The organism is Pseudomonas sp. NPDC089569 (genome assembly GCF_050280625.1).
In the GTDB taxonomy this organism is placed as follows: domain Bacteria; phylum Pseudomonadota; class Gammaproteobacteria; order Pseudomonadales; family Pseudomonadaceae; genus Aquipseudomonas.
In genome coordinates this window covers 1-21,597 of sequence record NZ_JBNNVQ010000022.1, presented here as the reverse complement: position 1 = coordinate 21,597, position 21,597 = coordinate 1, and the positions used below count along the sequence as shown (strand labels likewise).

Here is a 21,597-nt window from a genome sequence, read left to right as displayed (position 1 = left end):
ATTTCTGATTTCAACGACCGGCAGCGGCATTCGCCCGACTGCCCGACACCCTGCGGCAGTGCACCAGTGCATCGCGAATCATGAAATTCACCAGGGTTGGCGAGACGCCCAGCTCCCTGGCGATGTCCTTTTGCGGCACGCCATGCAGTCGGTACATCTCGAACGCGTAGCGGGTACGGCTTGGCAAATCGCCGAGTGCATCGGCGATGTTTTCCAGGGTCGAAAAATTGATGTGCGAGGTTTCTGGTGACGCGCCCGAAATCACCACGCTCAGGCCTTCTTCTTCAGGGCCGGCATATTTCTGTTCCACTGCCTGCTTGCGGTAGTGATCGATTGCCAGGTTGCGCACGATCTGGAACAGATAGCTCAGTTGGGCCTTGAGCGAGGACGTGATCGCAGGAGCCGATTGCAGTCGAAAGTAAGCGTCCTGCACCACATCTTCAGCACGGGAACGACACCCGGTGATGCGGGCGGCGATCTTGACCAGCATCGGTCGATTGTCGACGAAGGTCTGGAGTAAAGGTGAATCGCACCTGCTTGTGAACACTGGTTCCGTCATGGAAAACACCCTGCTGCCAAATGGTTCGTGGGACGCTGGCGAATCCGCGGAGCGTCCGACACATCGAGCGACAAGTTATTCGTAATGATAATTATTGTCAATTGAGGGGCGAAAGTAGTGCTCCTCGATAGTGCACTGTGAAAGCCACGGCAGGTCGGCTCCCATGGCCTGACTGATGGCGTTATTTCGGCCCGAGTATCTTCGCCAGTTTGTCCGGCGAAGGCGCTCCCTGCTGCTGTTGCAGTTCGCCTTTGCTGTCCATGTAGAAAATCGCCGGGGTGGCTTGCAGTTCAAGTTCATCCATCAATTGCATGTTAGCGGCGAGCTTGGCCTCAATGGCCGGTGGTACATCCTTCAGGGGCTTGAGCGAGCTGCCCTTGCCGGCCGCTTCGTGATCTTGCAGGGCCTTTTGCGGGTCTTTGGCGGCGAGCAGTGCGGCGGACTTGCCGGGGCTGTCCTCGCGGATGATGCCGACCATGATGTGGCGCAATTGCACCTTGCCGGCCTTGACCCATGGCCGCGCCTGTTCCCAGAACATGTTGCAGTAAGGGCAGTTCGGATCACTGAACATGTAGATGACCCGTGGCGCGTCCTTGCTGCCATCGGCGATCCAGTTGCTGGCTTCCATCTTGCCCCAGACTTCCTTGGCCATCGGCCCGTAGACCAGTTTTTGCAACGGGGCGCTGCTCAGGTCATTGCCTTCGGCGTCGTACAGATTGCCCAGCAGCACATGCTTGCCGTCCGGCGTCAGGTACAGCGCCATGCCGCGGTTCTGGTACTGCGCCGCGTAACCGCGCAAGCCATCGGGTGCATCGAACTGGCCGACGATTTTCGCGCCCTTGGCTTCGATCTTCTTGATCGCGTCGGGCAACTCTTCGGCCTGCGCCGCTGGCAGGTGCAGCAAGGCGGCACCCAGGCTCAAGGTCAGCAGGTGGCGGAGGCGGGGCATGGCAGTTTCCTTGACGAGGTGACGGGGGTGGAATCGAAATTTTCCAGGGAGCGGGCCAGGCTGGCGTGGGAAAGTTCACCCAGATGGCTGCCCAGCAGGCGACCGTCGGGGCTATAGAACAGCGTAGTCGGTAACGCCATGGAACCTACCGCCTGGCCCAGGCGACCACTGCCGTCGAACAGTACGTTGGACAGGCTCAGGCCCTGGGTTTCCAGAAAGGTGGCGACGCTTTGCATGCTCTCGGCCTGATTGACGAACAGGAAGGTCAGGTCCGGGCGCTGTTGCTGGGCATTTTCCAGCACCGGCATCTCCCGGCGACAGGGCGGACACCAGGTGGCCCATAGATTGATGACCAACGGTCCACCCTTGTAATCGGCCAGTTGCACGGTTTCACCCGCGGCATTGCGCAGGGTGATTTCCGGCAGGCGCGTGCCTTGCTCATAAAGGCTCAGGGAAAAGGTCGCCAGCAACCAGAACGCCAGGCCGCCGGCCACGCCAAAGCCCAATGGACGGCGCAGGCCGGGGCGCCTCCAGCCTCGGTACAGCGTGGCCAGAAGCAGCGCGATCACTCCCGGCCAGGCGAGGAAACCACCGTCGCGCAGATCGATGATCTGCCAGGGATCATTGTGATAGTGCGTCCAGTAAACGATGACGAAACTGATCCGTGCCGCGAGCATGCCGATCAGAAACAGGCCGAACAGCGCCGACTCGGGATTATCACCGCCGCGCCTGGCCACCCGCCAACCGATGAAGGTCGCCAGCGCCAATGCACTGATCAGCAACAGGTGGTTGAGCGCGATGGCAAAGGTGCCGAGGGTGAAGGTCAGCATTAACGGGCGTCTCGGGTGGTGGACCAGCGTTGCAGGAAAGTGTCGGCATCAACCTCGCCGCTGATGCGCTGGCTGCGACGTTCGTTGCCGTCGGCACCGATCCACAGGAAACTCGGTGGTCCCGGCACTTTATAACGGCCGAGCAGTTCACGGCTGGCGGCATTGTCGGCGGTGACGTCGAGTCGGAGCAAGCGCACGTCGCGCAGTGCTTCGAGCACTTTGGCGTTGCCGAACACCTGTTTTTCCATGACCTTGCACGACACACACCAGTCGGCGTAATAGTCGAGCATCACCCACTGGCCTTGCGCTTGCGCCGCGTCCAGCTCGCGTTGCAGGGCGGCGGGGTCCTTGAGGGTCGTGAAGGCCTCGTGCCCCGTCGCAACGGCGGCGACGGCAGAGCCGGAGGCGCGGAAGACCTGGAGCGGTTTGAACAGGTCATTGCTGCCACCCGCGGCACCGATCATCAACAGGCTGCCCCACACTCCGAGCAACAGGGCGCTGGCGCCAAACAGATGGGCGATGCGACCAAAACCTTCCGACTGCTTCCAGGCGCTGTAGGCCGCGATCAGCAACAACGCGCCGCACAGGCCGACCCACAGGGATTCATCGAGCACCGGGCGCAGCATCAACAGCGCGGTGGCGAGGAACAGGAAGCCAAAGATGCCCTTGAGCAGATTCATCCAGGCACCGGGTTTGGGCAGGAAGCGATTGCCTACCGTTACCAGCACCAGCAGTGGCACGCCGATGCCGATGCCCAGGGCAAACAGGACCAGGCCACCGTGCAGCGCATTGCCGCTTTGTGCGATGTAGAGCAGTGCTCCGGCCAGTGGCGCGGTCATGCACGGGCCGACCAACAGGCCGGACAAGGCCCCCAGAACACCCGCACCGACAAGGCTGCCGCCACGCTGATTGCGAGAGACATTCTCCAGCCGGTCACGCACCGCCACCGGCAGTTGCAGTTCGAAGAAGCCGAACATCGGCAACGCCAGCAGCACGAAGATCGCCGCAAAAGCGCCCAGCAGCCATGGATTCTGCAGCAGTGCCTGAAGGTTGGCGCCAAGCATTGCCGCCAGCACACCCATCGCCGCATACACCAGCGCCATGCTCACCACGTAACTGCCGGCCAGGGCGAAACCACGCTTGGGCGTGGCGCCGCTGCCGACGATCAACCCGGCCAGAATCGGCAACATCGGCAAGGTGCAGGGTGTGAAAGCGAGCAACAGGCCGAGGCCGAAAAACACCAGCAGACTCCAGCCCAGCGCCCGCTGTTGCAGGTCGCCGGCGAGGGCCTCGTCCGGTGCCTGAGCCACGCTCGGGGCCGCGTCACTGGTGCCCAGATCGACGACCTGGGTCTGCGGTGGATAACACAAACCGGCATCGGCGCAACCCTGGAAGCCCACCTTGAGCTGACCATGGGCACCGGCCGGAATCTTCAGCTCCAGCCCCTGGCGATAGACGGTCTGCTCACCGAAGAACTCGTCGCTGTGGGCTTCGCCCTCGGGCAGCGCCGGATGCTGGTCGGCGGGCAATCCGTCGAATTTGAGCCGCTTTTGGTACAGGTAGTAGCCGTCGGCAATCTGCCAGAACAACTGGGTTTCGCCGGACTCAAGGCGCTCGGAGGTGAACACGAACGCTTTGGCGACGGGCAGGAAGTCGGGTTTGCTCTCGAACGGATTGGTGCCGGCCTGGGTCAGGCTGCAGAACAGCAGGGCGACGAGTAGAAGCAGATGACGCATGGAAAAGCCTTATCCTTTTGCAGATGAACTGCACAATGGGCGGCGGCGATTAACCGATGATTAACCGTCGCGGCCTTGTGGCTGTGGTGCTTGCGGCATAATGTCCGCTTAATCGGTCACCGGCCTAATCGGCATTATTTACACGAGGCTTTCCATGCACGTACTGGTCTGCGAAGACGATGAGTTGATCGCCAGCGGCATCGTCGCCGGCCTCACCGCACAGGGCCTGACCGTGGAGCATGTGGCCACGGCGTCCGCGGCCCGGGCGATGCTCAAGGTGGCGCAATTCGATGTCATGGTGCTCGATCTCGGCCTGCCCGATGAAGACGGCTTGAAATTGCTTCAACAGTTGCGCAGCAACGGTCTGGAGCTGCCGGTGCTGATCCTCACGGCCCGCGATTCGGTCACTGACCGCGTCGACGGCCTGCAAGCCGGCGCCGACGACTACTTGCTCAAGCCTTTCGACCTGCGCGAACTGGCCGCGCGTCTGCACACGCTGTTGCGACGGGTGGCGGGGCGCAGCATCAACCTGATCGAACACGGCGCCCTGACCTACGACCCGAGCAGCCGCGAAACCACGCTCGCCGGCCGGCCGGTGGACCTGTCGCGCCGTGAACAGTCGCTGTTGCAGGCGCTGTTGCATAACCGTGGTCGCGTGCTGTCGACCGAGCAACTCAAGGACAGCGTTTACGGCTTCAACGATGAACTGGAAAGCAACGCGCTGAATGTGCATATCCATCACCTGCGCAGCAAATTGGGCAAAGGCATCGTCGAAACCGTGCGCGGCCTGGGTTATCGCCTGGGGCCTGCCGATGGAGATCAATCGAAGTGATGAGCCTGCGTTTGCGCCTGAGCCTGACCCTGGGCGCCGCGTTTGCGCTGATCTGGGCGCTGGCGGCGGCCTGGATGCTCAGCGACCTGCGCAATCAGATGATGTTTTCCCTGGACCAGCGGTTGGTCGCCTCGGCGCGTATGGTCGCCGGGTTGATGGAGCAATTGCCGCCGTTGCCGAGCAAAGGCGAGGGCACTCATTTCAGTGCCGAGCAACTGAACATCCCCGGTGGCATGGCCTGTCAGGTCAGTTCGTTGCGCGGGGAAATACTCGCCCGCAGTCACACCGAACCCGGGCAACCTCTGGAAGCGGAGAAAGTGGGGTTTCACGATCAGATGATCGACGGTGCCCCGTGGCGCAGTTTTACCCTGGCGCGGGGCGATCTGCGCATTACCACCGCTGATCGGCAGACTGAACGCGAGGCGTTGAACATGTCGATCCTGCTGGCGGCCTCGGTACCGGTAGGCGTGGCGTTGCTCGGTTGCCTGTGCCTGCTCTGGCTGGGCATCGGCCAGGGGCTGGCGCCGCTCAACCGCATGCGCGATGCCTTGATGCGCCGCAGTGCCGACTCCCTAGAACCCTTGCAGATCCAGCCGTTGCCTAGTGAGCTGCAACCGTTGCTCGAAACGCAGAACCAGTTGTTTCAGAGAATCGGCAAGACCATCGAGCGCGAGCGTCGGCTGACGGGCGATGCGGCCCACGAACTGCGCAGCCCGCTCACCGCGATCAAGACCCACCTGCAAGTGGCACGCATGACCGATGGCGCCGCGCGAGATCAATCCCTGGCCCGGGCCGAAGAGGGCGCGGATCGTCTACACCGTACACTTGAACAATTGTTGTTGCTCGCCCGGGTCGAAGGCAGTCTGTCCTTCGATGACGGCGTTCAATGCAATGCCGAACAAGTGGCGAAACTGGCGATTCAGGACACCGCGGGCGGTGATCGCCAACGCATCCGGTTGGCGGTGCCGGCGGGGTTCTCCCACGCGCCGGTGCGAATGCCTTCAGTGCTGTCGATTGCCGCGTTGCGCAATTTGCTGGACAACGCCCTTCGCCATACACCCGGTGACGGACCGGTGGAGCTGAGCCTGCAAACCAGCGGCAACCGCGTGCAGTTCGTGGTACGCGACCATGGGCCGGGCATCGCCGACGATGACCTGCAACACCTGACCCAACGCTTCTGGCGCAACGGCCAGAGCACCGGTTGCGGCCTCGGCCTGGCGATTGTCCAGGCCATCGTCCAGCGATGCGGCTGCACCCTGCATTTCGACAGCCGACCGGATGGGTTGCGCGTCGAACTGACCATGCCGTTGCAGGCGGTTTGATGCGTTCGCGGGCAAGCCTCGCTCCTACTAACACCACAGACCGTAGGAGCGAGCGGTGCGGCGATCCGGCTTGCCCGCGAAAAACGATTGCGCGATACAAAAGATGTAGCGCGCTAAGTTCGTACGGCAAAAAGAAGCCCGCTGGATAGGTGACAACCAGCGGGCCTTTCATGTCGGTTATCTGTTCGTGTGCGATGCAGCATCTGTGGGAGCGAGCCTGCTCGCGATAGGGGTGTTTCAGACGCTAAAACACTCAACCCTGCGCAAACATCTCCTTCGCCCGCTGCTCGATCTGCTCCTGTGTCAGATCCTCCTTGCGCGTGGCCAGAAACCACAGATGGCCATAAGGGTCCTTCAAGGTCCCGGACCGGTCGCCATAAAACTGGTCCTTGACCTCCGATACCACGATGCCGCCTGCCTCAATCGCCTGTTTATAGGATTTATCGACATCGGTCACATACAAATGCAGACCCACGGACGGCGATTGCTCCGGACTGCGCAACGGTCCTTGGTCGCATGGCGTGCCGAGCATGATCGGGCAGTCGCCGATGCGCAGTTCGGCATGGCCGATACCGCCATCGGGCATGGCCAGGCGCATGACTTCGATCGCACCAAAGGCCTTTTTGTAGAACTCGATGGCCTCGGCTGCCTTTGCAATGCCCAGGTACGGGGTAATGCTGTGATAACCCTCTGGAATGGGTTTGACGCTCATGATGGGTTCTCCCTGAAGTGGTTGTGGATTCGCTGCCTTGAGCAGAACCGACAATTGTAGGAGGTGCTGGAGACTGCGATCTCTTGGTTTTGATCTTCAGGATGTTTCAAGTTCACACATCGATCGCGTCTGGCGACGGACGTTTTTCCTCTCGGTGGCACTGTTCGGCAATCAACAGCAAAGCAACAGAATGTTCGTTCAGTAGCGCATTAAACGTTTAAAACCAGGGCGAACAGCCCGAAAACACGGGCTCTCGCGGTCAGGCACAGAAGCTGCAATGACTCAGGTAACACTTGTACCGAGAGCCTTGTATGTCTGCCTTGACCCCCTCAGCCGTTTATCCGATCAACCCGCCGGCCGCCCACCGGATCGCCGACGAAGCCGAAGCCCTGCAAGTGGCCGAACACGTCGCCGCGATCCTGCTGGAGCAGGATGCCGAACGCGACCGCAACCGCCATGTCCCCGTCGACATCGTCGATCTTTATTCCAACAGCGGCCTGTGGGGCATCACCGTGCCGAAGGCATTTGGCGGCGCGCAGGTGTCGTATGCGGTGCTGGCACAAGTCATCGCGATCATCTCGGCGGCCGACCCCTCCCTGGGGCAGATCCCGCAAAATCACTACTGCCTGCTTGAAGACATCCGCTTGCAAGGCACACCGCAGCAGCAGGCGCACTTCTTTGCACTGGCGTTGCAGGGGCATCGTTTTGCCAATGCCTTGTCGGAAACCGGCGGCAAGACAGTGCAGGACATTCAGGCGACCATCCGTCCCTATGGCGACGGTTATGTGATCAACGGGCGCAAGGGTTACTGCACCGGTTCGCTCTATGCCCACTGGCTGGCGGTACTGGCGCTGGATGAGCAGCAGAAGGGGCAACTGGCCTTCGTCGAGCGTGGCACCAAAGGCCTGGTGATACTCGATGACTGGGACAGCATCGGTCAGCGCAACACGTCCAGCGGCACGGTGCTGGCCGAGGATCTGCACGTTCAGGCGTTCAACCTGTTCCCAACGTATCGCTCCTATGAAAGCCCGACGCTGGCAGGCCCGTTTGCCCAGTTGACGACGGCCGCCATCGATGCCGGCATTGCCCGTGCCGCTCTGCGCGACACCCTGGCGTTTGTTCGAGCGTTTGCCCGGCCCTGGATCGATGCGGGCGTGGACAAGGCCAGCGAAGATCCATTGACGATCATTCAGGTCGGTGGCCTGGACATTCGCCTGGAGGCTGCCGAAGCCTTGCTGGAGCGTGCCGGTCGAGCACTGGACGCGGCGCGCCAGGCCCCGGACGAAGACAATGTGGCCCATGCCTCGCTGGCCGTAGCGAGGGCCAAAGTGCTGACCACCGAAATCGCCATCGAAGCCAGCAACAAATTGTTCGAGCTCGGCGGCACCCGTTCGACGCTCAAGAAGCACAACTTCGACCGCCACTGGCGCAATGCCCGGGTGCACACCCTGCATGACCCCGTGCGCTGGAAATACCACGTGGTGGGCAACTGGCTGCTCAACGGCGTCAAACCACCCCGTCATGACTGGTCGTGATCATGGCCGAACTGCTGAAGAACATTTTTTGGGCCGACATCGCCCAGGCCTGTCTCGACACCTTGAGCATGCTCGGTGCAGCGCTGGGTTTCACTGTATTGCTGGGGTTGCCGCTGGGTGTGCTGCTGTTCCTCACCGGCAAACGCCAGTTGCATGAGGCCGTGGGTGTTTACCGGGTGTTGTCAGTGATCGTGAACATGTTGCGCTCGCTGCCGTTCATCATCCTGCTGATTGTGCTCATTCCACTGACCACTTTGCTGGTGGGGACCTCGCTGGGCGTGCCGGGCACCATTCCGCCACTGGTGGTCGGTTGCACGCCGTTCTTCGCGCGGCTGGTGGAAACCGCCTTGCGCGAGGTCGATCGTGGCGTGGTGGAAGCGACCCAGGCCATGGGCGCCAACACCTGGCAAATCATCCATCACACCCTGCTGCCGGAGGCCCGGGGAGGGCTGTTGGCGGCGATTACCGTGACCGCCATCGTGCTGGTCGACTACACGGCGATGGCCGGGGTCATCGGCGGCGGTGGCCTGGGTGATCTGGCGATCCGCTACGGCTATCAGCGTTTCCAGACCGACGTGATGGTGGTCACCGTGGTACTGCTGCTGGTCCTGGTCCAGGCCCTGCAAATGAGCGGCGACCGCCTGGTGGCGCGCTACAGCCGGCGATAGACATTCGATTCACAACCCACAAAACCGGCCTCACGTGCGCCCCACGACGGCCATTGAACTCTGCCTTGGAGCACAAGATGAAAAAGACTCTCGCCGTATTGGCTGCCCTGATTTCGTTGAGCGTTCACGCCAATGAGAAACTCACCGTGGGCGCCACCCCGGTGCCGCACGCGGAAATTCTCGAATTCGTCAAACCGACCCTGGCCAAGGAAGGCGTGGACCTGGACATCAAGGTGTTCACCGATTTCATCCAGCCCAACCAGCAGTTGGCCTTGAAAAACCTCGATGCCAACTATTACCAGTACCGTCCGTTTCTCGATGACTACAACAAGACCCGTCACACCGATCTGGTGCCGGTAGTCGGCGTCCACATCGAGCCGTTCGGTGCCTACTCGACCAAGATCAAGAATATCGCCGAACTCAAGGACGGTGCCACCGTGTCGATCCCCAACGACCCGGTCAACACCGGTCGAGCGCTGGTGCTGCTGCATGAGGCCGGGCTGATCAAACTCAAGGACCCGAGTAACACGCTGGCGACCCAGCGGGACATCGCCGAGAACCCCAAGCATCTGAAGATCCGTGAACTGGAAGGCGCCTTGCTGGCGCGTTCAGTGAGTCAGGTGGACCTGGCGTTCGTGTTTGCCAACTACGCGCTGGAGGCGGGGATCGACACCAACAGTGCGTTGATCGTCGAGAAGGGCAAGAGCCTGTACGTCGAGTTCCTGGTCGCGCGGCCAGACAACATCAACGACCCGGGCCTGCAGAAACTGGCCAAGGCGTTGAATTCCGATGACGTGCGCCAGTTCATCCTGACCCGCTACAAGGGGCAGATTGCGCCGGGGTTCTGATGATCGGTTGACCTTAAAGACGCCTTCGCGGGCAAGCCTCGCTCCTACAAGGACTCCACGATCCGTAGGAGCGAGGCTTGCCCGCGAACGCTGTACCGCTGACTTACATTGCCTAAATCGACAACTGCACCAATCGCTCACCCTGAACGTTTTCCGCTGGCCGGCGTTTGTTCACCGCCAGTTCGCCGATCTTGATCAGGCGTGTCCGGGTCACGTTGCGGCTGAGCCCCAACAGGGCGGCGGTATGCACCTGGTTGTAGTGACTGAAACGATAGGCCGCCCGTAACAGCGCGTCCTCGACTTTCTCGTGCAGCGCACCGGCCTGTTCTTCAAACAGCTTTTGAAAGGCGCGATCAAGCAGTGCTTCGGATGAATTGTCGACCTGCCCGTGCACATCGTCTTGACGCTCGATGCGCAGGTTCGACAGGCGCAGGTCGTCGCGCTCGATGACACCGTTGCGGCAAATCAGCAAGGTATGGTGAATGACGTTTTCCAGTTCGCGGATGTTGCCCGGCCAACTGTAGTTGCGCAATTTCAGCTCGGCCTCTTTGCTGAGGGTGATGTCGCCGTACCCCAGACGCCGGCTGTAGGTATCGATGAAGTGGCGGGTCAGTGGCAGGATGTCGCCGGGGCGCTCACGCAGCGCGTTTAGTTCCAGGCTGACGACGTTGAGCCGGTAGTACAGGTCTTCGCGGAAATGCCCGGCGTTGATGGCTCTTTCCAGCTGTACGTTGGTCGCCGCCAGCACCCTGACATTGATGGGAATACTCTTGCGCGAACCCAGGCGCACCACTTCGCGCTCTTGCAGCACCCGCAGCAGCTTGACCTGGATCGCCATCGGCAAATCGCCGATTTCATCGAGGAACAAGGTGCCGCCATCAGCCTCTTCGAACCAGCCGCTTTTGGCGCTCAGGGCGCCAGTGAAGGCGCCCCTTTCATGACCGAACAGCTCGGCCTCAACCAGTGATTCGGAGAATGCACCGCAGTTCACCGCCACGAAGGGCTGATTGCGTCGTGCGCTGAGATTGTGGATATGTCGCGCTACCAATTCCTTGCCGGTGCCGGTTTCACCAATGATCAGCACACTGGCTTCACTGGGGGCGACTTGTTGCAGATGCGCCAGCAGGGCCTGGGATTTGGGGTCTTCGAACACCTGGGCGGTGGCACGAATAGACGTGGCCAGGGCGGGTGAGGGCGGCAAGGTCAGCAATTGCATGGAATACGCTCCCTGTAGGGCAGGCAATGAATGAAAAGTGGGAATCGCTGGAGTTCGATTGAGCGCACTTACCTGGCAGGGGATGCGTGCCAGGGCCGGGTTTCTCTGTCAGGGGTGGACGCATCCGGCAGTGCGCCTGCGGATGGCGTTGTTATAAAGCTTATTTTTTATTCCTTAAAATACATTAAACAAATATTTATATTTCTATATGGAATATGAGGGCTGACGAGAAAGAATGATTGGAAAATCGCGATAGCGACTATCGAGCGTGTTGATTTCTACCCGTTCAAGGGCGCGAGTAGCCTGTGTTCATTGCCTCGAACCCGAATTGCCAGGACGCTCGAAATGAAAACGCCAATCACCGCTTTCCTGTTGCTGAGCCTTTCTGTTCTCGCCGGATGTGCCAGTCATGTTTCTCCTGAGCTGCGGCCTTACACCGCTGAAGAAACCCGTGAACTGGCGATGGAAGCGTTGAATCGCCGCGGTTTGTCCTTCGATGAATACCAGGCCAAAAAGGCCGAACTGCTTGGCCAGCCGCAGAAATCTTTCGGCTTCGATAAACAGGGTGAGATGAACGCCGAGCGAACTGTACAGCTGCACGGTCGTCAAAGCTGATCGAAAACTGTACTGGTCCAACTTTCGTGTAACTGTCCATGGGTTTCCAATCGGGTGTGCGATAGGGTCGATACCTGACCGACCCTGATGGACTGCCTGCCATGACACTCTCACTCGATCTGCTGCTGGGCCTCGCCCTGTTTGCCCTCGTCACCTCGATCACACCCGGCCCGAACAACACGATGTTGCTGGCATCCGGCGTGAATTTCGGTTTTAACCGCACCATCCCTCATATGCTCGGCGTGACCTGCGGCTTCTTTGTGCTGGTGGTTGCGGTAGGGTTCGGTCTTGGGGCGGTGTTCAAGACTTATCCATTGCTCTACACGTTGCTGCGTTACATCGGCGCGGCCTATCTGCTGTATCTGGCGTGGAAAATCGCCCGTTCCGGGCCGGTTTCCGACGGCGAGCAGAGCGAGGCGAAACCGATCAGCTACCTCGGCGCCGCTGCGTTTCAGTGGGTCAATCCAAAGGCCTGGATCATGGCCATTGGTGCTATCAGCACCTACACGCCGATGCAGGGCTACTTCACCAATGTCGTCGTGATTGCAGCGGTGTTCGCCTTGATCAACCTGCCGAGCGTCGGCCTCTGGGCCGGGTGTGGCACGTTGCTGCGCAATGTGCTGAAGGATCGCCGCTGGTTGCGTTTGTTCAACTGGGGCATGGCGGCGCTGCTGGTGGCGTCGCTTTATCCCATCCTGCGAGAAAGCTTTACCTGACGCATTGCTTCAACCGGTCGCCCGATGCCTGTTAAGCTCGCTTTTCAGGAGCGTTCCAACGCACTTTTAAACGAAGTTGTACTTCTTTAACGGCATCCGATCAGGTATTGGTAACCTCCTGTAAACCGGGACGCGGCTCACAAGGCTGCGTCTTGACGTTTGCAGTCACGAGCCACTCCTGATCCCGGAACACGCTCTGCGAGACTTTTATGAATGAACGTCCGTTGTATTTCGATTACGCCGCCACCACGCCGGTGGATGAACGCGTCATCAAGGTGATGGTCGAGTGTCTGGGGTTCAGCGGCAATTTCGGCAACCCGGCCTCCAGTTCCCACGCATTCGGCCAACAGGCCCGGCAGTCGGTCGAGCATGCGCGGCGCCAGGTCGCCGAACTGGTCGGTGCCACCCCCGGGCAAATTGTCTGGACCTCCGGCGCCACCGAATCGAACAACCTTGCCCTCAAGGGCGTCACCCAGGCGCGCGGGATTGCCGGTGGCCACATCATCACCAGCCAGATCGAGCACAAGGCCATCCTCGATACCGCCAGGCAGTTGCAGGATGCCGGTGTCGCCGTGACCTACCTGGTGCCGGACGCCGACGGCCTGATCACCCCGCAAGCTGTCAGTCAGGCCATGCGCGAGGACACCTTTCTGGTGTCGCTGATGCTGGTCAACAACGAACTGGGCACGGTCAATGACATTCCGGCCATTGGCCAGGTAGTACGTGATCGCCAGGCCCTGTTCCATGTCGACGCGGCTCAGGGGGCGGGCAAGGTGGCGATCGACCTGGGCGAGTGGCCAGTGGACCTGATGTCGTTCTCGGCGCACAAACTCTATGGCCCCAAGGGCATCGGTGCGTTGTATGTCGGCCCCAGAGCACAACAGCGCCTGCAGGCGCAGATCCACGGCGGCGGACACGAGGGCGGTTTGCGCTCCGGCACCCTGGCGACCCATCAGATTGTCGCCATGGGCGAGGCTTTCGCATTGGCGGCAGCATCGTTCGATGAAGAGAAAGCCAGGATCGTGTATCTGCGTGAACGCCTGCTCGCATCGCTGCTGGACATTCCGGGCGTGCGTCTCAACGGCAGCCCGAGCCAACGCATCCCCCATACTCTGAGCCTGACGTTCAACGAGGGCGAGTTCAGCCCGGAGGCGTTGAGCGCCTCGATCGCCTTTTCCGCGACCTCTGCCTGCAACTCCGCGAGCAAAACCCCATCCCACGTGCTGTTGGCTTTGGGGCATGACGCACACGCGGCGGGTCGCACCATTCGCTTGAGCCTCGGACGATTCACGACCGAGCAGGATATCGATCAAGCGATACAGCTTATAAAAGCAGCCTGTACCCGTGCTCCGGCATTCTGGGCGACAGGTTTGTAAACGCCGATCCCGATCGGCACATGACAATAATGATGAGTGGTTAGCAGGAGTCACGATGAGTACGCAGTCTTCGATCAACGGGCCGGTGCCCCAGCGCCTGGCGCAAACCCGCGAGCTGATGAGCCGGGAGGGCATTCATGCGCTGCTGGTGCCGTCGGCCGACCCGCACCTGTCCGAATACCTGCCGGGCTATTGGCAGGGACGGCAATGGTTGTCGGGCTTCCATGGTTCGGTCGGCACCCTGATCGTCACGCCGGATTTCGCCGGTGTCTGGGCCGACAGCCGTTACTGGGAACAGGCGACCAAGGAACTCAAGGGCAGCGGCATCGACCTGGTCAAGTTGCAACCGGGCCAACCGGGACCGCTGGACTGGCTGGCCGAGCAAACGCCCGAAGGTGGTGTGGTCGCGGTCGATGGCGCGGTAATGGCCGTGGCCTCGGCACGTACTCTGGGCAGCAAACTTGAAGAGCGCGGCGCACGTCTGCGCACCGACATCGATCTGTTGAACGAAGTCTGGAGCGACCGTCCGAGCCTGCCCAACGCATCGATCTATCAGCACTTGCCGCCGCAGGCCACGGTCAGTCGCGGTGAAAAACTCGCCAAGTTGCGCGAAAACCTGCAGGCGCGTGGTGCCGACTGGCACTTCATCGCGACCCTCGATGACATCGCCTGGCTGTTCAACCTGCGCGGCGGCGACGTGTCGTTCAACCCGGTATTCGTTTCTTTCGCCCTGATCAGCCAGCAACAGGCAACGCTGTTCGTGGCCCTGAGCAAGGTCGATGCCGAGCTGCGTGCGGTGCTTGAACAGGACGGCGTCACCCTGCGCGACTACAGCGAGGTAGCCGATGCCCTGCGCGCGGTGCCGAACGGTGCGAGCCTGCTGGTCGATCCGGCGCGCGTGACGGCGGGGTTGCTGGATAACCTGGGCAGCGGCGTCACGCTGGTCGAAGGCCTGAACCCGACCACGCTGGCCAAGTCGCAAAAGAGCCTGGACGATGCCGCACACATCCGCCAGGCCATGGAGCAGGACGGCGCGGCACTCTGCGAGTTCTTCACCTGGCTGGACTCGGCGCTGGGCCGCGAGCGTGTCACCGAGCTGACCATTGACGAAAAGCTCACCGCCGCGCGTGAGCGTCGTCCTGGCTACGTGTCGTTGAGCTTCAACACCATCGCCGCGTTCAACGCTAATGGCGCCATGCCGCACTACCACGCTACCGAAGAAGAGCACGCAGTGATCGAGGGCGATGGCCTGTTGCTGATCGACTCGGGCGGCCAATACCTGGGCGGCACGACCGACATCACGCGGATGGTGCCGGTGGGAACGCCGACCGACGAGCAGAAGCGTGATTGCACCCGTGTGCTCAAAGGCGTGATTGCCTTGTCCCGGGCGCAATTTCCCAAGGGCATCCTGTCGCCATTGCTCGATGCCATCGCCCGCGCGCCGATCTGGGCCGAGAGCGTCGACTACGGTCATGGCACCGGTCACGGCGTCGGTTATTTCCTCAACGTACACGAAGGCCCGCAAGTCATTGCCTATCAGGCCGCACCGGCACCGCAAACAGCGATGCAACCGGGCATGATCACCTCCATCGAGCCGGGTACCTACCGTCCGGGGCGCTGGGGTGTGCGGATCGAAAACCTGGCCATGAACCGCGAGGCAGGTTCCAGCGAATTCGGTGAGTTCCTCAAGTTCGAAACCCTGACCCTGTGCCCGATCGACACCCGTTGCCTGGAGCCTTCGCTGCTGACCGAAGAGGAAAAACAGTGGTTCAACGCGTACCACGCCGAAGTGCGCGAACGCCTGAGCCCATTGCTCGATGGCGCAGCACTGCAGTGGTTGAACACTCGCACCGCGGCCATTTGACGGATCATGAGCCGGGCGCTGTTTCCAGTGCCTGGCTCATGTAGTCGACAAAGGCTTTGACCCTGGCGGATTGGCGACGATTCGCCGGGGACACGGCGTATATCGGCAACGTCTGTGCGGTGTACTCCTGCAGAATCGCTGTCACTCTCCCGGCTTTCAGGTCCTCGCTGAACAACCATACCGGCGACAACGCAATCCCCAATCCCCCCAACACCATTTCTCGAATCGCTTCCGAATTGTTGCTTTGCGCGTTTCCCTTGATGCGCACTTCATGGCGTTGAGTACCGTTCTGGTAGTGCCACAGGTTCTGGCTGCTCAGCAGGTTGAACACCAGGCAGTTGTGTTCGCGCAGTTCCTGCGGTGTTTGCGGCTGGCCGTGTTGGGTAAGGTAATCCGCGGCAGCGACGGTCACACGGTGGGTGGTGCCGACATGACGTGCGATCAGGCCACTGTCGCTCAACTCGCCGATCCTGAACGTGACGTCCAGGCCCTCGCTGACCAGATCCTGGTTCTGGTCGCTCAGTTGCAGGTCAATCTGGACTTCTGGATGACGCTTGAGAAAATCCGGCAATCGCGACGCAATCTGAAGGCGCCCGAAACTCACAGAGGAGCCGATTCTCAGAGGGCCGGCGATGGTTTCCCTGCCGGACTGAAAACTGTGTTCGGCGGCATCTACCGCGGCGAGTATCTGCCGACACTGATCGTAGTAACGCTGTCCTTCATCGGTCAGCGACAGGTGTCGAGTGCTGCGGGCGATCAGCTTTCCACCCAGCCCGGCCTCCAGCGCCTGCAGCATTTTGCTGATTGTCGGCTGGCTGGTCTGCATTTCCCGGGCGACGGCGGAAAAACTGCCGCGCTCCACGACCCGGACAAAAACGGCCATCGCATTCAGTTTGTCCATGGTAGTCCTCATTCATGCCGGATAGGCATGATTACTATAGCTATATGGCGTCTTATCGGCATGAGTGAGTTGTTTGAAGATAGGTCCTACAACCACTTCTGACGGGAATATGTGAAATGACGGACTCACTGCAAATGCGCGCTCTGATTGTTGACTCGGCCAATGCACCATTACGCTTGGCGTCCATTGCTCGACCCGCACCTGAAGCGGGGCAAGTCCTTGTGCGGATCGCGGCCAGCGGTGTGAACCCGTTGGACGGGAAAATCCGCGCGGGTCAGGCGGCCCATGCGCGCCAGCCGCTGCCGGCGGTATTGGGAATGGACCTGGCGGGCACTGTCGAAGCGTTGGGCGAGGGTGTGGATCAATGGGAAACCGGTGATGAGGTCTACGCCATGGCGACAGGAATTGGTGGCGCCCAGGGTTCACTGGCTGAATACGCGGTAGTCGACGCGCGACTGTTGGCACGCAAGCCGGGCAATCTGAGCATGCGTGAAGCAGCAGGTTTGCCGTTGGTGTTGATCACGGCGTGGGAGGGATTGGTCGACCGTGCTCGGGTACAGGCGGGGCATACAGTGCTGATTCATGGCGGGGCAGGAGGTGTGGGGCACGTCGCGATACAAATCGCCCGTGCGTTGGGTGCACAGGTGTTTGCCACCGGATCGGCGAGGCAAAAGGAAATCATCGAGGGCCTGGGGGCGACGTTCATTGATTATCGCCAATCGTCCGTCGAGGCTTACGTGGCAGAGCACACCGCAGGGGAAGGCTTCGACATCGTTTATGACACGGTGGGCGGCGAAACCCTTGATGCCTCGTTCAAGGCAGCGAAGATTTATCAAGGACACGTGGTGAGCTGCCTCGGTTGGGGACAGCATAGCCTCGCGCCACTTTCCTTTCGGGGGGCAAGCTATTCCGGAGTGTTCACGTTACTGCCATTGCTGACGGGGCAAGGGCGGGCGCATCACGGCGACATTCTGCGCGAGACGGCTCGGTTGATCGAGGCTGGTCAGCTCAAGCCGTTGCTTGATCCTCGCCGATTCACCCTGCAAACCGCAGAGGCCGCCCATGAGCTGCTGTTGTCAGGAGCGGCGCAGGGGCGGTTGATCATCGAAATTTAACTCAGGGCTTGCAGGACAAAGTCCAGTCGGTCCTGGCCGAAGAACAGCTGATCACCGATGAACATGCTCGGTGCACCGAATACACCTCGTTGCACCGCTTTCCCGGTGTTGTCTTTGAGCAGGTTTTTGACTTCCTCGTCGGCGGTCAGGGCCAGCACTTCTTCGGGATCGAAACCGTGTCGGGTCAGCACGGCCGCCACGGTTGCCGGCTCATCAAGACTGAGACCTTCCACCCACAGCGCCTTGAACAGGCAGTCGATGAAATCGGCAAAGCGCTCGGGATGGCGCAACTGAATGCCGGTGACGGCGCGCATCAACATCAGGGTGTTGATCGGAAAGTGCGGGTTGAATTTCAACGGTACGCCATAGCGTTTGGCGTAGCGGTCGAGATCCTGAAACATGTAGCGTCCCTTGGCCGGAATCTCGGCAGGGGAGGCGTTGCCGGTGGCCTTGAACACGCCGCCAAGCAGCATCGGGATGTAGATCAACTGACTGTCGGTTTGCTCACAGATTTTTGGCAGTTGGGTATAGGCCAGATACGTGGCGGGGCTGCCCAGATCAAAATAGAACTCAACGGTTTTGCTCATGATCGGTGTGCTCTGCTTGTTGTTGGAAGGGAGGCTTACCAGCGTTCGCTCCAGGGGCGCAGGTCCATCTCGAAGGTCCAGGCGTCTCGTGGCTGGCTGTGCAGGTACCAGTAGTTCTCGGCAATGTGTTCGGGATTGAGAATGCCGTCCTGGTCCTTGGTCGCGTATTTTTCGGGGAAGCTTTCGCGAATGAAATCAGTATCGATGGCACCGTCGACGATGACGTGGGCGACGTGAATATTCATCGGCCCCAGTTCACGCGCCATGCTTTGCGCAAGCGCACGGATACCGTGCTTGGCTCCGGCGAACGCGGCAAATCCGGCGGCACCACGCATGCCGGCGGTTGCGCCGGTAAACAGGATCGTACCCCGTTGGCGTCTGGCCATGCGTATGGCCACTTCGCGGGCATTGAGAAAACCCGAGAAACAGGCCATTTCCCAGATTTTGAAATACTTGCGCGCAGTTTCCTCAAGAATGCTGCAAGGCACATTGGCGCCAATGTTGAACACGAACGCCTCAATGGGGCCAATATCCTTTTCGATCTGCTCGACCAGCGCGACCACTTCTTCCTCCTTGCGCGCATCGCAGGCAAAACCGTGGGCCTCACCACCATGGGCCTTGATTGTATCGACCAGTGGCTGAAGCTTGTCCGCGCTGCGCCGCGTGACACAGGCGACGAATCCTTCCCGGGCAAAGCGTTTGGCGATGGCACCGCCGGTGGCATCCCCTGCACCTACAACCAGTACGACCTTTTTGTTATTCATGGATGGGTCCCTTTTAGTAAACGATCGTTAACTAAACGAACGTTATGCTACGATTCGACGAGCGTCAAGGTGATCAATTCAGAGGGAAGTGCGATGCGTTACTCGGCCAATCACAAAGAGGAAACCCGGGAAAAACTGCTGCAAAGCAGCGCGATTTCTGCAAAGAAATCCGGATTTTCCACCGTGGGCGTCGATGGATTGATGAAAGCGATCGGTTTGAGTGGCGGCGCTTTTTACAGCCATTTTTCATCGAAAGATGAGTTGTTCGCTTCAATTGTCGAACGCGAGTTGCGCCAGAGCCTGGAACGCCTGGGTGCGGATCAGGGGCGTGAAAAGCTTGAGCGTTGCTTGAAGCAATACTTGAGCTTGTCTCATGTAGAGCACGCAGAATCCGGTTGCGCATTGCCTGCCTTGGGTGCCGAGATTGCTCGTTCCGATATGTCGATTCGCCGGCAGGCAGAGCACTGGATTTGTCTGTTGCAGGAGAGTTGGGCGCAAGTGCTGGAGAGCGAGAGCCTGGCCTGGGCCATCCTGTCGCAATGCATCGGGGCGTTGGTGATGGCGCGAATGCTCGCCACTGAAGAGCTTCAGCGTACTGTGTTGCGATCCAGTTACGATGAGATCGGCCGTCAGATTGCAGGTCCGAGAATCTGACGGCGCGGTATCGGTCTACTTGCAGATGACAATCATGCTACGGCTGGTATAGCCCGCAGGGTTGAGGCCAAACGGATAATCTCCCGGCTCCTCGACGGCATCCCCGGATTTTGCGATCACCTTGTATCCCTTGGGGGCGCACGAGTTGGCTGCACTTGCGTAGCACTGGTCCCAAGAGGATGACAACCCTGAACAGTTGATGTGTAGCCCTTTCTTGCCCCGTTTGATATGGGTTTCCGAAGTCGCCGCGCAGCCCGCAACTGCAAGTATGGCGATCAGTATCAAAATTCGTTTCATTGCTGTCCTTGATACGTTTCCGGATCTCACGCCCGGTCTGACAGTATTCGATTTCGTATGAAGCGCTCTGAAATCCCTATCTTGAAAAGTCCATGTATGGCATGGGGTTGCGGGCCTAACATGGCCTAAATGGACGGTAAATGCCAGAGTTTCGTCAAATCTCCCATCAATCCGCCGCAACGGCAGGCTTGGCCGTACTTCCCATGGTCATGGTCGCACCGATGGAGGCCAGGATAATGCAAAGGATAGCCATCCACTGCGACAGGGAAAGGTATTCGTGGAGGAACAACAGGCCTGACAGTGCGCCAAATGCGGGCTCGATGCTCATCAGTGTGCCGAAGGTCCTGGCTGGCATGCGTGTGAGGGCGACCATCTCCAGCGTATACGGAAGGGCCGTGGAGAGGATGGCGACACCGATAGCCACCGGGATCAGCGAGGGCGTGAGCAGTGTAGCGCCCGCATGGATGATCCCGATGGGGGCCACGAACAGGGCAGCAATCATCACCCCCAGTGCCGCGGTCTGCACGCCATTGTCGGCACCGGCCTTTTGCCCAAACAGAATGTATAGCGCCCAGCAGGCCCCAGCGCCCAAAGCGTATCCGACCCCCAGCGGATCGATTGCCGCAGAGGTTGCTCCCGTCGGTATCAATAACAGCAAACCGGCAGATGCGAGGGCTATCCACAGAAAGTCGATGGCCCGGCGCGAGGCATAGATGGCAACGGCCAACGGTCCCGTGAATTCCAGTGCCACGGCGATGCCCAACGGAACTGTGCGCAAGGACATGTAAAACAGGAAGTTCATTCCGCCCAATGCCATGCCGTAGACAATGACGGTGCCCAGGGACCTGGCAGTGAGTTTCGCTCGCCATGGGCGCAGGAGCAGCAACATGATCACGCTGGCAAAGATCAGGCGCAGGGTTGTGGTTCCCTGGGCGCCGATGACAGGGAACATACTTTTGGCCAGGGACGCTCCGGACTGGATCGAAGCCATGGCTATTAATAGCAGGCCGACCGAGAACAGAGTCGAGGCAAGGCTGCGAGGCTGATCATTCATTGAGTGGCATCGTCCGAAAAAGGAAGCAGGGAAACTATTCTTGGTGTTGGGCAATATACTGCGCAATCGTTGCTGTCTCGTCTATATATAAGCCGTCGATTTGCATTTGTTGATAGAAAAACCAAATTAGGGGTTGACGGCGAATTTTATGAGCCTATAATTCGCCCCACTTCCGGCGCAGTCGAAACGGAAAACTCCTTGCAAAACAATGAGTTAGACGAATTTTAGGCAGCAAGCGGCTTCAGGTCATCGAAGCTGAAAGGAAGTTGAAAAAGAGGTGTTGACAGCAGCGAGTAACGCTGTAAAATTCGCCTCCCGCTGACGAGAGATCGACAGCGCAAGTGGTTGAAGTTGTTAAGGATTTCCAAGCGAAACTTTGAAAACTTCTGAAAATAACCGCTTGACAGCAAGTGAGGCTGCTGTAGAATGCGCGCCTCGGTTGAGATG

22 protein-coding genes and 1 pseudogene are annotated in these 21,597 nt (G+C 59.9%); 11 read left to right on the top strand and 12 right to left on the bottom strand.

Annotation, left to right across the window (positions count from 1 at the left end):
- Window positions 1-10: 10 nt before the first annotated feature.
- From ACQKP2_RS12250 to dsbD, 4 genes are all read right to left on the bottom strand, one after another.
- Window positions 11-559, bottom strand: coding sequence for an RNA polymerase factor sigma-70 (locus ACQKP2_RS12250; protein ID WP_427576685.1), 549 nt, complete (start codon window positions 557-559; stop codon window positions 11-13).
- A gap of 181 nt (window positions 560-740) precedes the next feature.
- Window positions 741-1,508 (bottom strand): thiol:disulfide interchange protein DsbG, encoded by a 768-nt coding sequence (gene dsbG, locus ACQKP2_RS12245; protein WP_427576684.1) that lies wholly within the window; start codon window positions 1,506-1,508, stop codon window positions 741-743.
- On the bottom strand, window positions 1,484-2,338 hold the full coding sequence (locus tag ACQKP2_RS12240) for a prolipoprotein diacylglyceryl transferase family protein (RefSeq protein WP_427576683.1): 855 nt from the start codon (window positions 2,336-2,338) through the stop codon (window positions 1,484-1,486). The genes dsbG and ACQKP2_RS12240 overlap by 25 nt, the downstream gene beginning before the upstream one ends.
- Window positions 2,338-4,074 carry a protein-disulfide reductase DsbD gene (gene dsbD / locus ACQKP2_RS12235; protein ID WP_427576681.1) on the bottom strand — a complete coding sequence of 579 codons (1,737 nt, stop codon included), beginning with the start codon at window positions 4,072-4,074 and terminating at the stop codon, window positions 2,338-2,340. The genes ACQKP2_RS12240 and dsbD overlap by 1 nt, the downstream gene beginning before the upstream one ends.
- 154 nt (window positions 4,075-4,228) lie before the next feature.
- Between dsbD and ACQKP2_RS12230 the strand changes: the two genes are divergently transcribed.
- Both ACQKP2_RS12230 and ACQKP2_RS12225 read left to right on the top strand, forming a co-directional pair.
- Entirely contained in the window at window positions 4,229-4,906 is a 678-nt protein-coding gene (locus ACQKP2_RS12230) for a response regulator (RefSeq protein WP_427576679.1), read from the top strand.
- Complete coding sequence (locus ACQKP2_RS12225; protein ID WP_427576678.1) at window positions 4,903-6,228, top strand: ATP-binding protein; 1,326 nt, start codon at window positions 4,903-4,905, stop codon at window positions 6,226-6,228. Before ACQKP2_RS12230 ends, ACQKP2_RS12225 begins: the two co-directional genes overlap by 4 nt.
- 253 nt (window positions 6,229-6,481) lie before the next feature.
- Here ACQKP2_RS12225 and ACQKP2_RS12220 read toward each other — a convergent pair whose 3' ends face one another.
- A complete protein-coding gene (locus ACQKP2_RS12220; protein ID WP_427576677.1) occupies window positions 6,482-6,940 on the bottom strand; it encodes a VOC family protein in 459 nt (152 codons plus the stop codon).
- Between the two features lie 311 nt (window positions 6,941-7,251).
- On the opposite strand from ACQKP2_RS12220, the gene ACQKP2_RS12215 reads away from it, so the two are divergent.
- The 3 genes from ACQKP2_RS12215 to ACQKP2_RS12205 all read left to right on the top strand — a co-directional run bounded on the left by ACQKP2_RS12215 (window position 7,252) and on the right by ACQKP2_RS12205 (window position 9,991).
- Window positions 7,252-8,475 (top strand): SfnB family sulfur acquisition oxidoreductase, encoded by a 1,224-nt coding sequence (locus tag ACQKP2_RS12215; RefSeq protein WP_427576675.1) that lies wholly within the window; start codon window positions 7,252-7,254, stop codon window positions 8,473-8,475.
- A gap of 2 nt (window positions 8,476-8,477) precedes the next feature.
- Window positions 8,478-9,143 (top strand): methionine ABC transporter permease, encoded by a 666-nt coding sequence (locus ACQKP2_RS12210; protein WP_427576673.1) that lies wholly within the window; start codon window positions 8,478-8,480, stop codon window positions 9,141-9,143.
- Between the two features lie 77 nt (window positions 9,144-9,220).
- Window positions 9,221-9,991, top strand: coding sequence for a MetQ/NlpA family ABC transporter substrate-binding protein (locus ACQKP2_RS12205; protein ID WP_427576671.1), 771 nt, complete (start codon window positions 9,221-9,223; stop codon window positions 9,989-9,991).
- A 112-nt stretch (window positions 9,992-10,103) separates the two neighbouring features.
- Here the strand turns inward: ACQKP2_RS12205 and ACQKP2_RS12200 are convergent, their stop codons facing one another.
- On the bottom strand, window positions 10,104-11,207 hold the full coding sequence (locus ACQKP2_RS12200) for a sigma-54 interaction domain-containing protein (RefSeq protein ID WP_427576670.1): 1,104 nt from the start codon (window positions 11,205-11,207) through the stop codon (window positions 10,104-10,106).
- Window positions 11,208-11,552: 345 nt separating this feature from the next.
- On the opposite strand from ACQKP2_RS12200, the gene ACQKP2_RS12195 reads away from it, so the two are divergent.
- The 4 genes from ACQKP2_RS12195 (at window position 11,553) to ACQKP2_RS12180 (ending at window position 15,778) form a co-directional block, all read left to right on the top strand.
- Window positions 11,553-11,822, top strand: coding sequence for a hypothetical protein (locus tag ACQKP2_RS12195; RefSeq protein ID WP_427576668.1), 270 nt, complete (start codon window positions 11,553-11,555; stop codon window positions 11,820-11,822).
- 101 nt (window positions 11,823-11,923) lie between these two features.
- Complete coding sequence (locus tag ACQKP2_RS12190) at window positions 11,924-12,538, top strand: LysE family translocator (protein WP_427576667.1); 615 nt, start codon at window positions 11,924-11,926, stop codon at window positions 12,536-12,538.
- Window positions 12,539-12,747: 209 nt separating this feature from the next.
- Window positions 12,748-13,914, top strand: coding sequence for an aminotransferase class V-fold PLP-dependent enzyme (locus ACQKP2_RS12185; RefSeq protein WP_427576666.1), 1,167 nt, complete (start codon window positions 12,748-12,750; stop codon window positions 13,912-13,914).
- Between the two features lie 55 nt (window positions 13,915-13,969).
- Window positions 13,970-15,778, top strand: a complete 1,809-nt coding sequence (locus ACQKP2_RS12180; protein ID WP_427576664.1) for an aminopeptidase P family protein — start codon at window positions 13,970-13,972, stop codon at window positions 15,776-15,778.
- Between the two features lie 4 nt (window positions 15,779-15,782).
- On the opposite strand, the gene ACQKP2_RS12175 is transcribed toward ACQKP2_RS12180, so the two are convergent.
- The gene (locus ACQKP2_RS12175; protein WP_427576662.1) at window positions 15,783-16,679 is read right to left on the bottom strand and encodes a LysR family transcriptional regulator; all 897 of its coding nucleotides are present in this window, start codon (window positions 16,677-16,679) and stop codon (window positions 15,783-15,785) included.
- A gap of 116 nt (window positions 16,680-16,795) precedes the next feature.
- Between ACQKP2_RS12175 and ACQKP2_RS12170 the strand changes: the two genes are divergently transcribed.
- Window positions 16,796-17,794 (top strand): zinc-dependent alcohol dehydrogenase family protein, encoded by a 999-nt coding sequence (locus ACQKP2_RS12170; protein WP_427576661.1) that lies wholly within the window; start codon window positions 16,796-16,798, stop codon window positions 17,792-17,794.
- Here the strand turns inward: ACQKP2_RS12170 and ACQKP2_RS12165 are convergent.
- Complete coding sequence (locus ACQKP2_RS12165) at window positions 17,791-18,381, bottom strand: 2-hydroxychromene-2-carboxylate isomerase (protein WP_427576659.1); 591 nt, start codon at window positions 18,379-18,381, stop codon at window positions 17,791-17,793. The genes ACQKP2_RS12170 and ACQKP2_RS12165 overlap by 4 nt on opposite strands.
- A gap of 35 nt (window positions 18,382-18,416) precedes the next feature.
- Entirely contained in the window at window positions 18,417-19,145 is a 729-nt protein-coding gene (locus ACQKP2_RS12160; RefSeq protein WP_427576657.1) for an SDR family oxidoreductase, read from the bottom strand.
- Between the two features lie 93 nt (window positions 19,146-19,238).
- Here ACQKP2_RS12160 and ACQKP2_RS12155 point away from each other — a divergent pair, with 93 nt between their 5' ends.
- A complete protein-coding gene (locus ACQKP2_RS12155; RefSeq protein ID WP_427576756.1) occupies window positions 19,239-19,799 on the top strand; it encodes a TetR/AcrR family transcriptional regulator in 561 nt (186 codons plus the stop codon).
- Window positions 19,800-19,814: 15 nt separating this feature from the next.
- Here the strand turns inward: ACQKP2_RS12155 and ACQKP2_RS12150 are convergent, their stop codons facing one another.
- The 3 genes and pseudogenes from ACQKP2_RS12150 to ACQKP2_RS12140 form a co-directional block, all read right to left on the bottom strand.
- The gene (locus ACQKP2_RS12150) at window positions 19,815-20,096 is read right to left on the bottom strand and encodes a hypothetical protein (RefSeq protein ID WP_427576656.1); all 282 of its coding nucleotides are present in this window, start codon (window positions 20,094-20,096) and stop codon (window positions 19,815-19,817) included.
- A gap of 166 nt (window positions 20,097-20,262) precedes the next feature.
- Window positions 20,263-21,150, bottom strand: a complete 888-nt coding sequence (gene rhtA, locus ACQKP2_RS12145) for a threonine/homoserine exporter RhtA (RefSeq protein ID WP_427576655.1) — start codon at window positions 21,148-21,150, stop codon at window positions 20,263-20,265.
- Between the two features lie 224 nt (window positions 21,151-21,374).
- A pseudogene (locus ACQKP2_RS12140) lies at window positions 21,375-21,597 on the bottom strand (hypothetical protein); the annotation flags it as partial.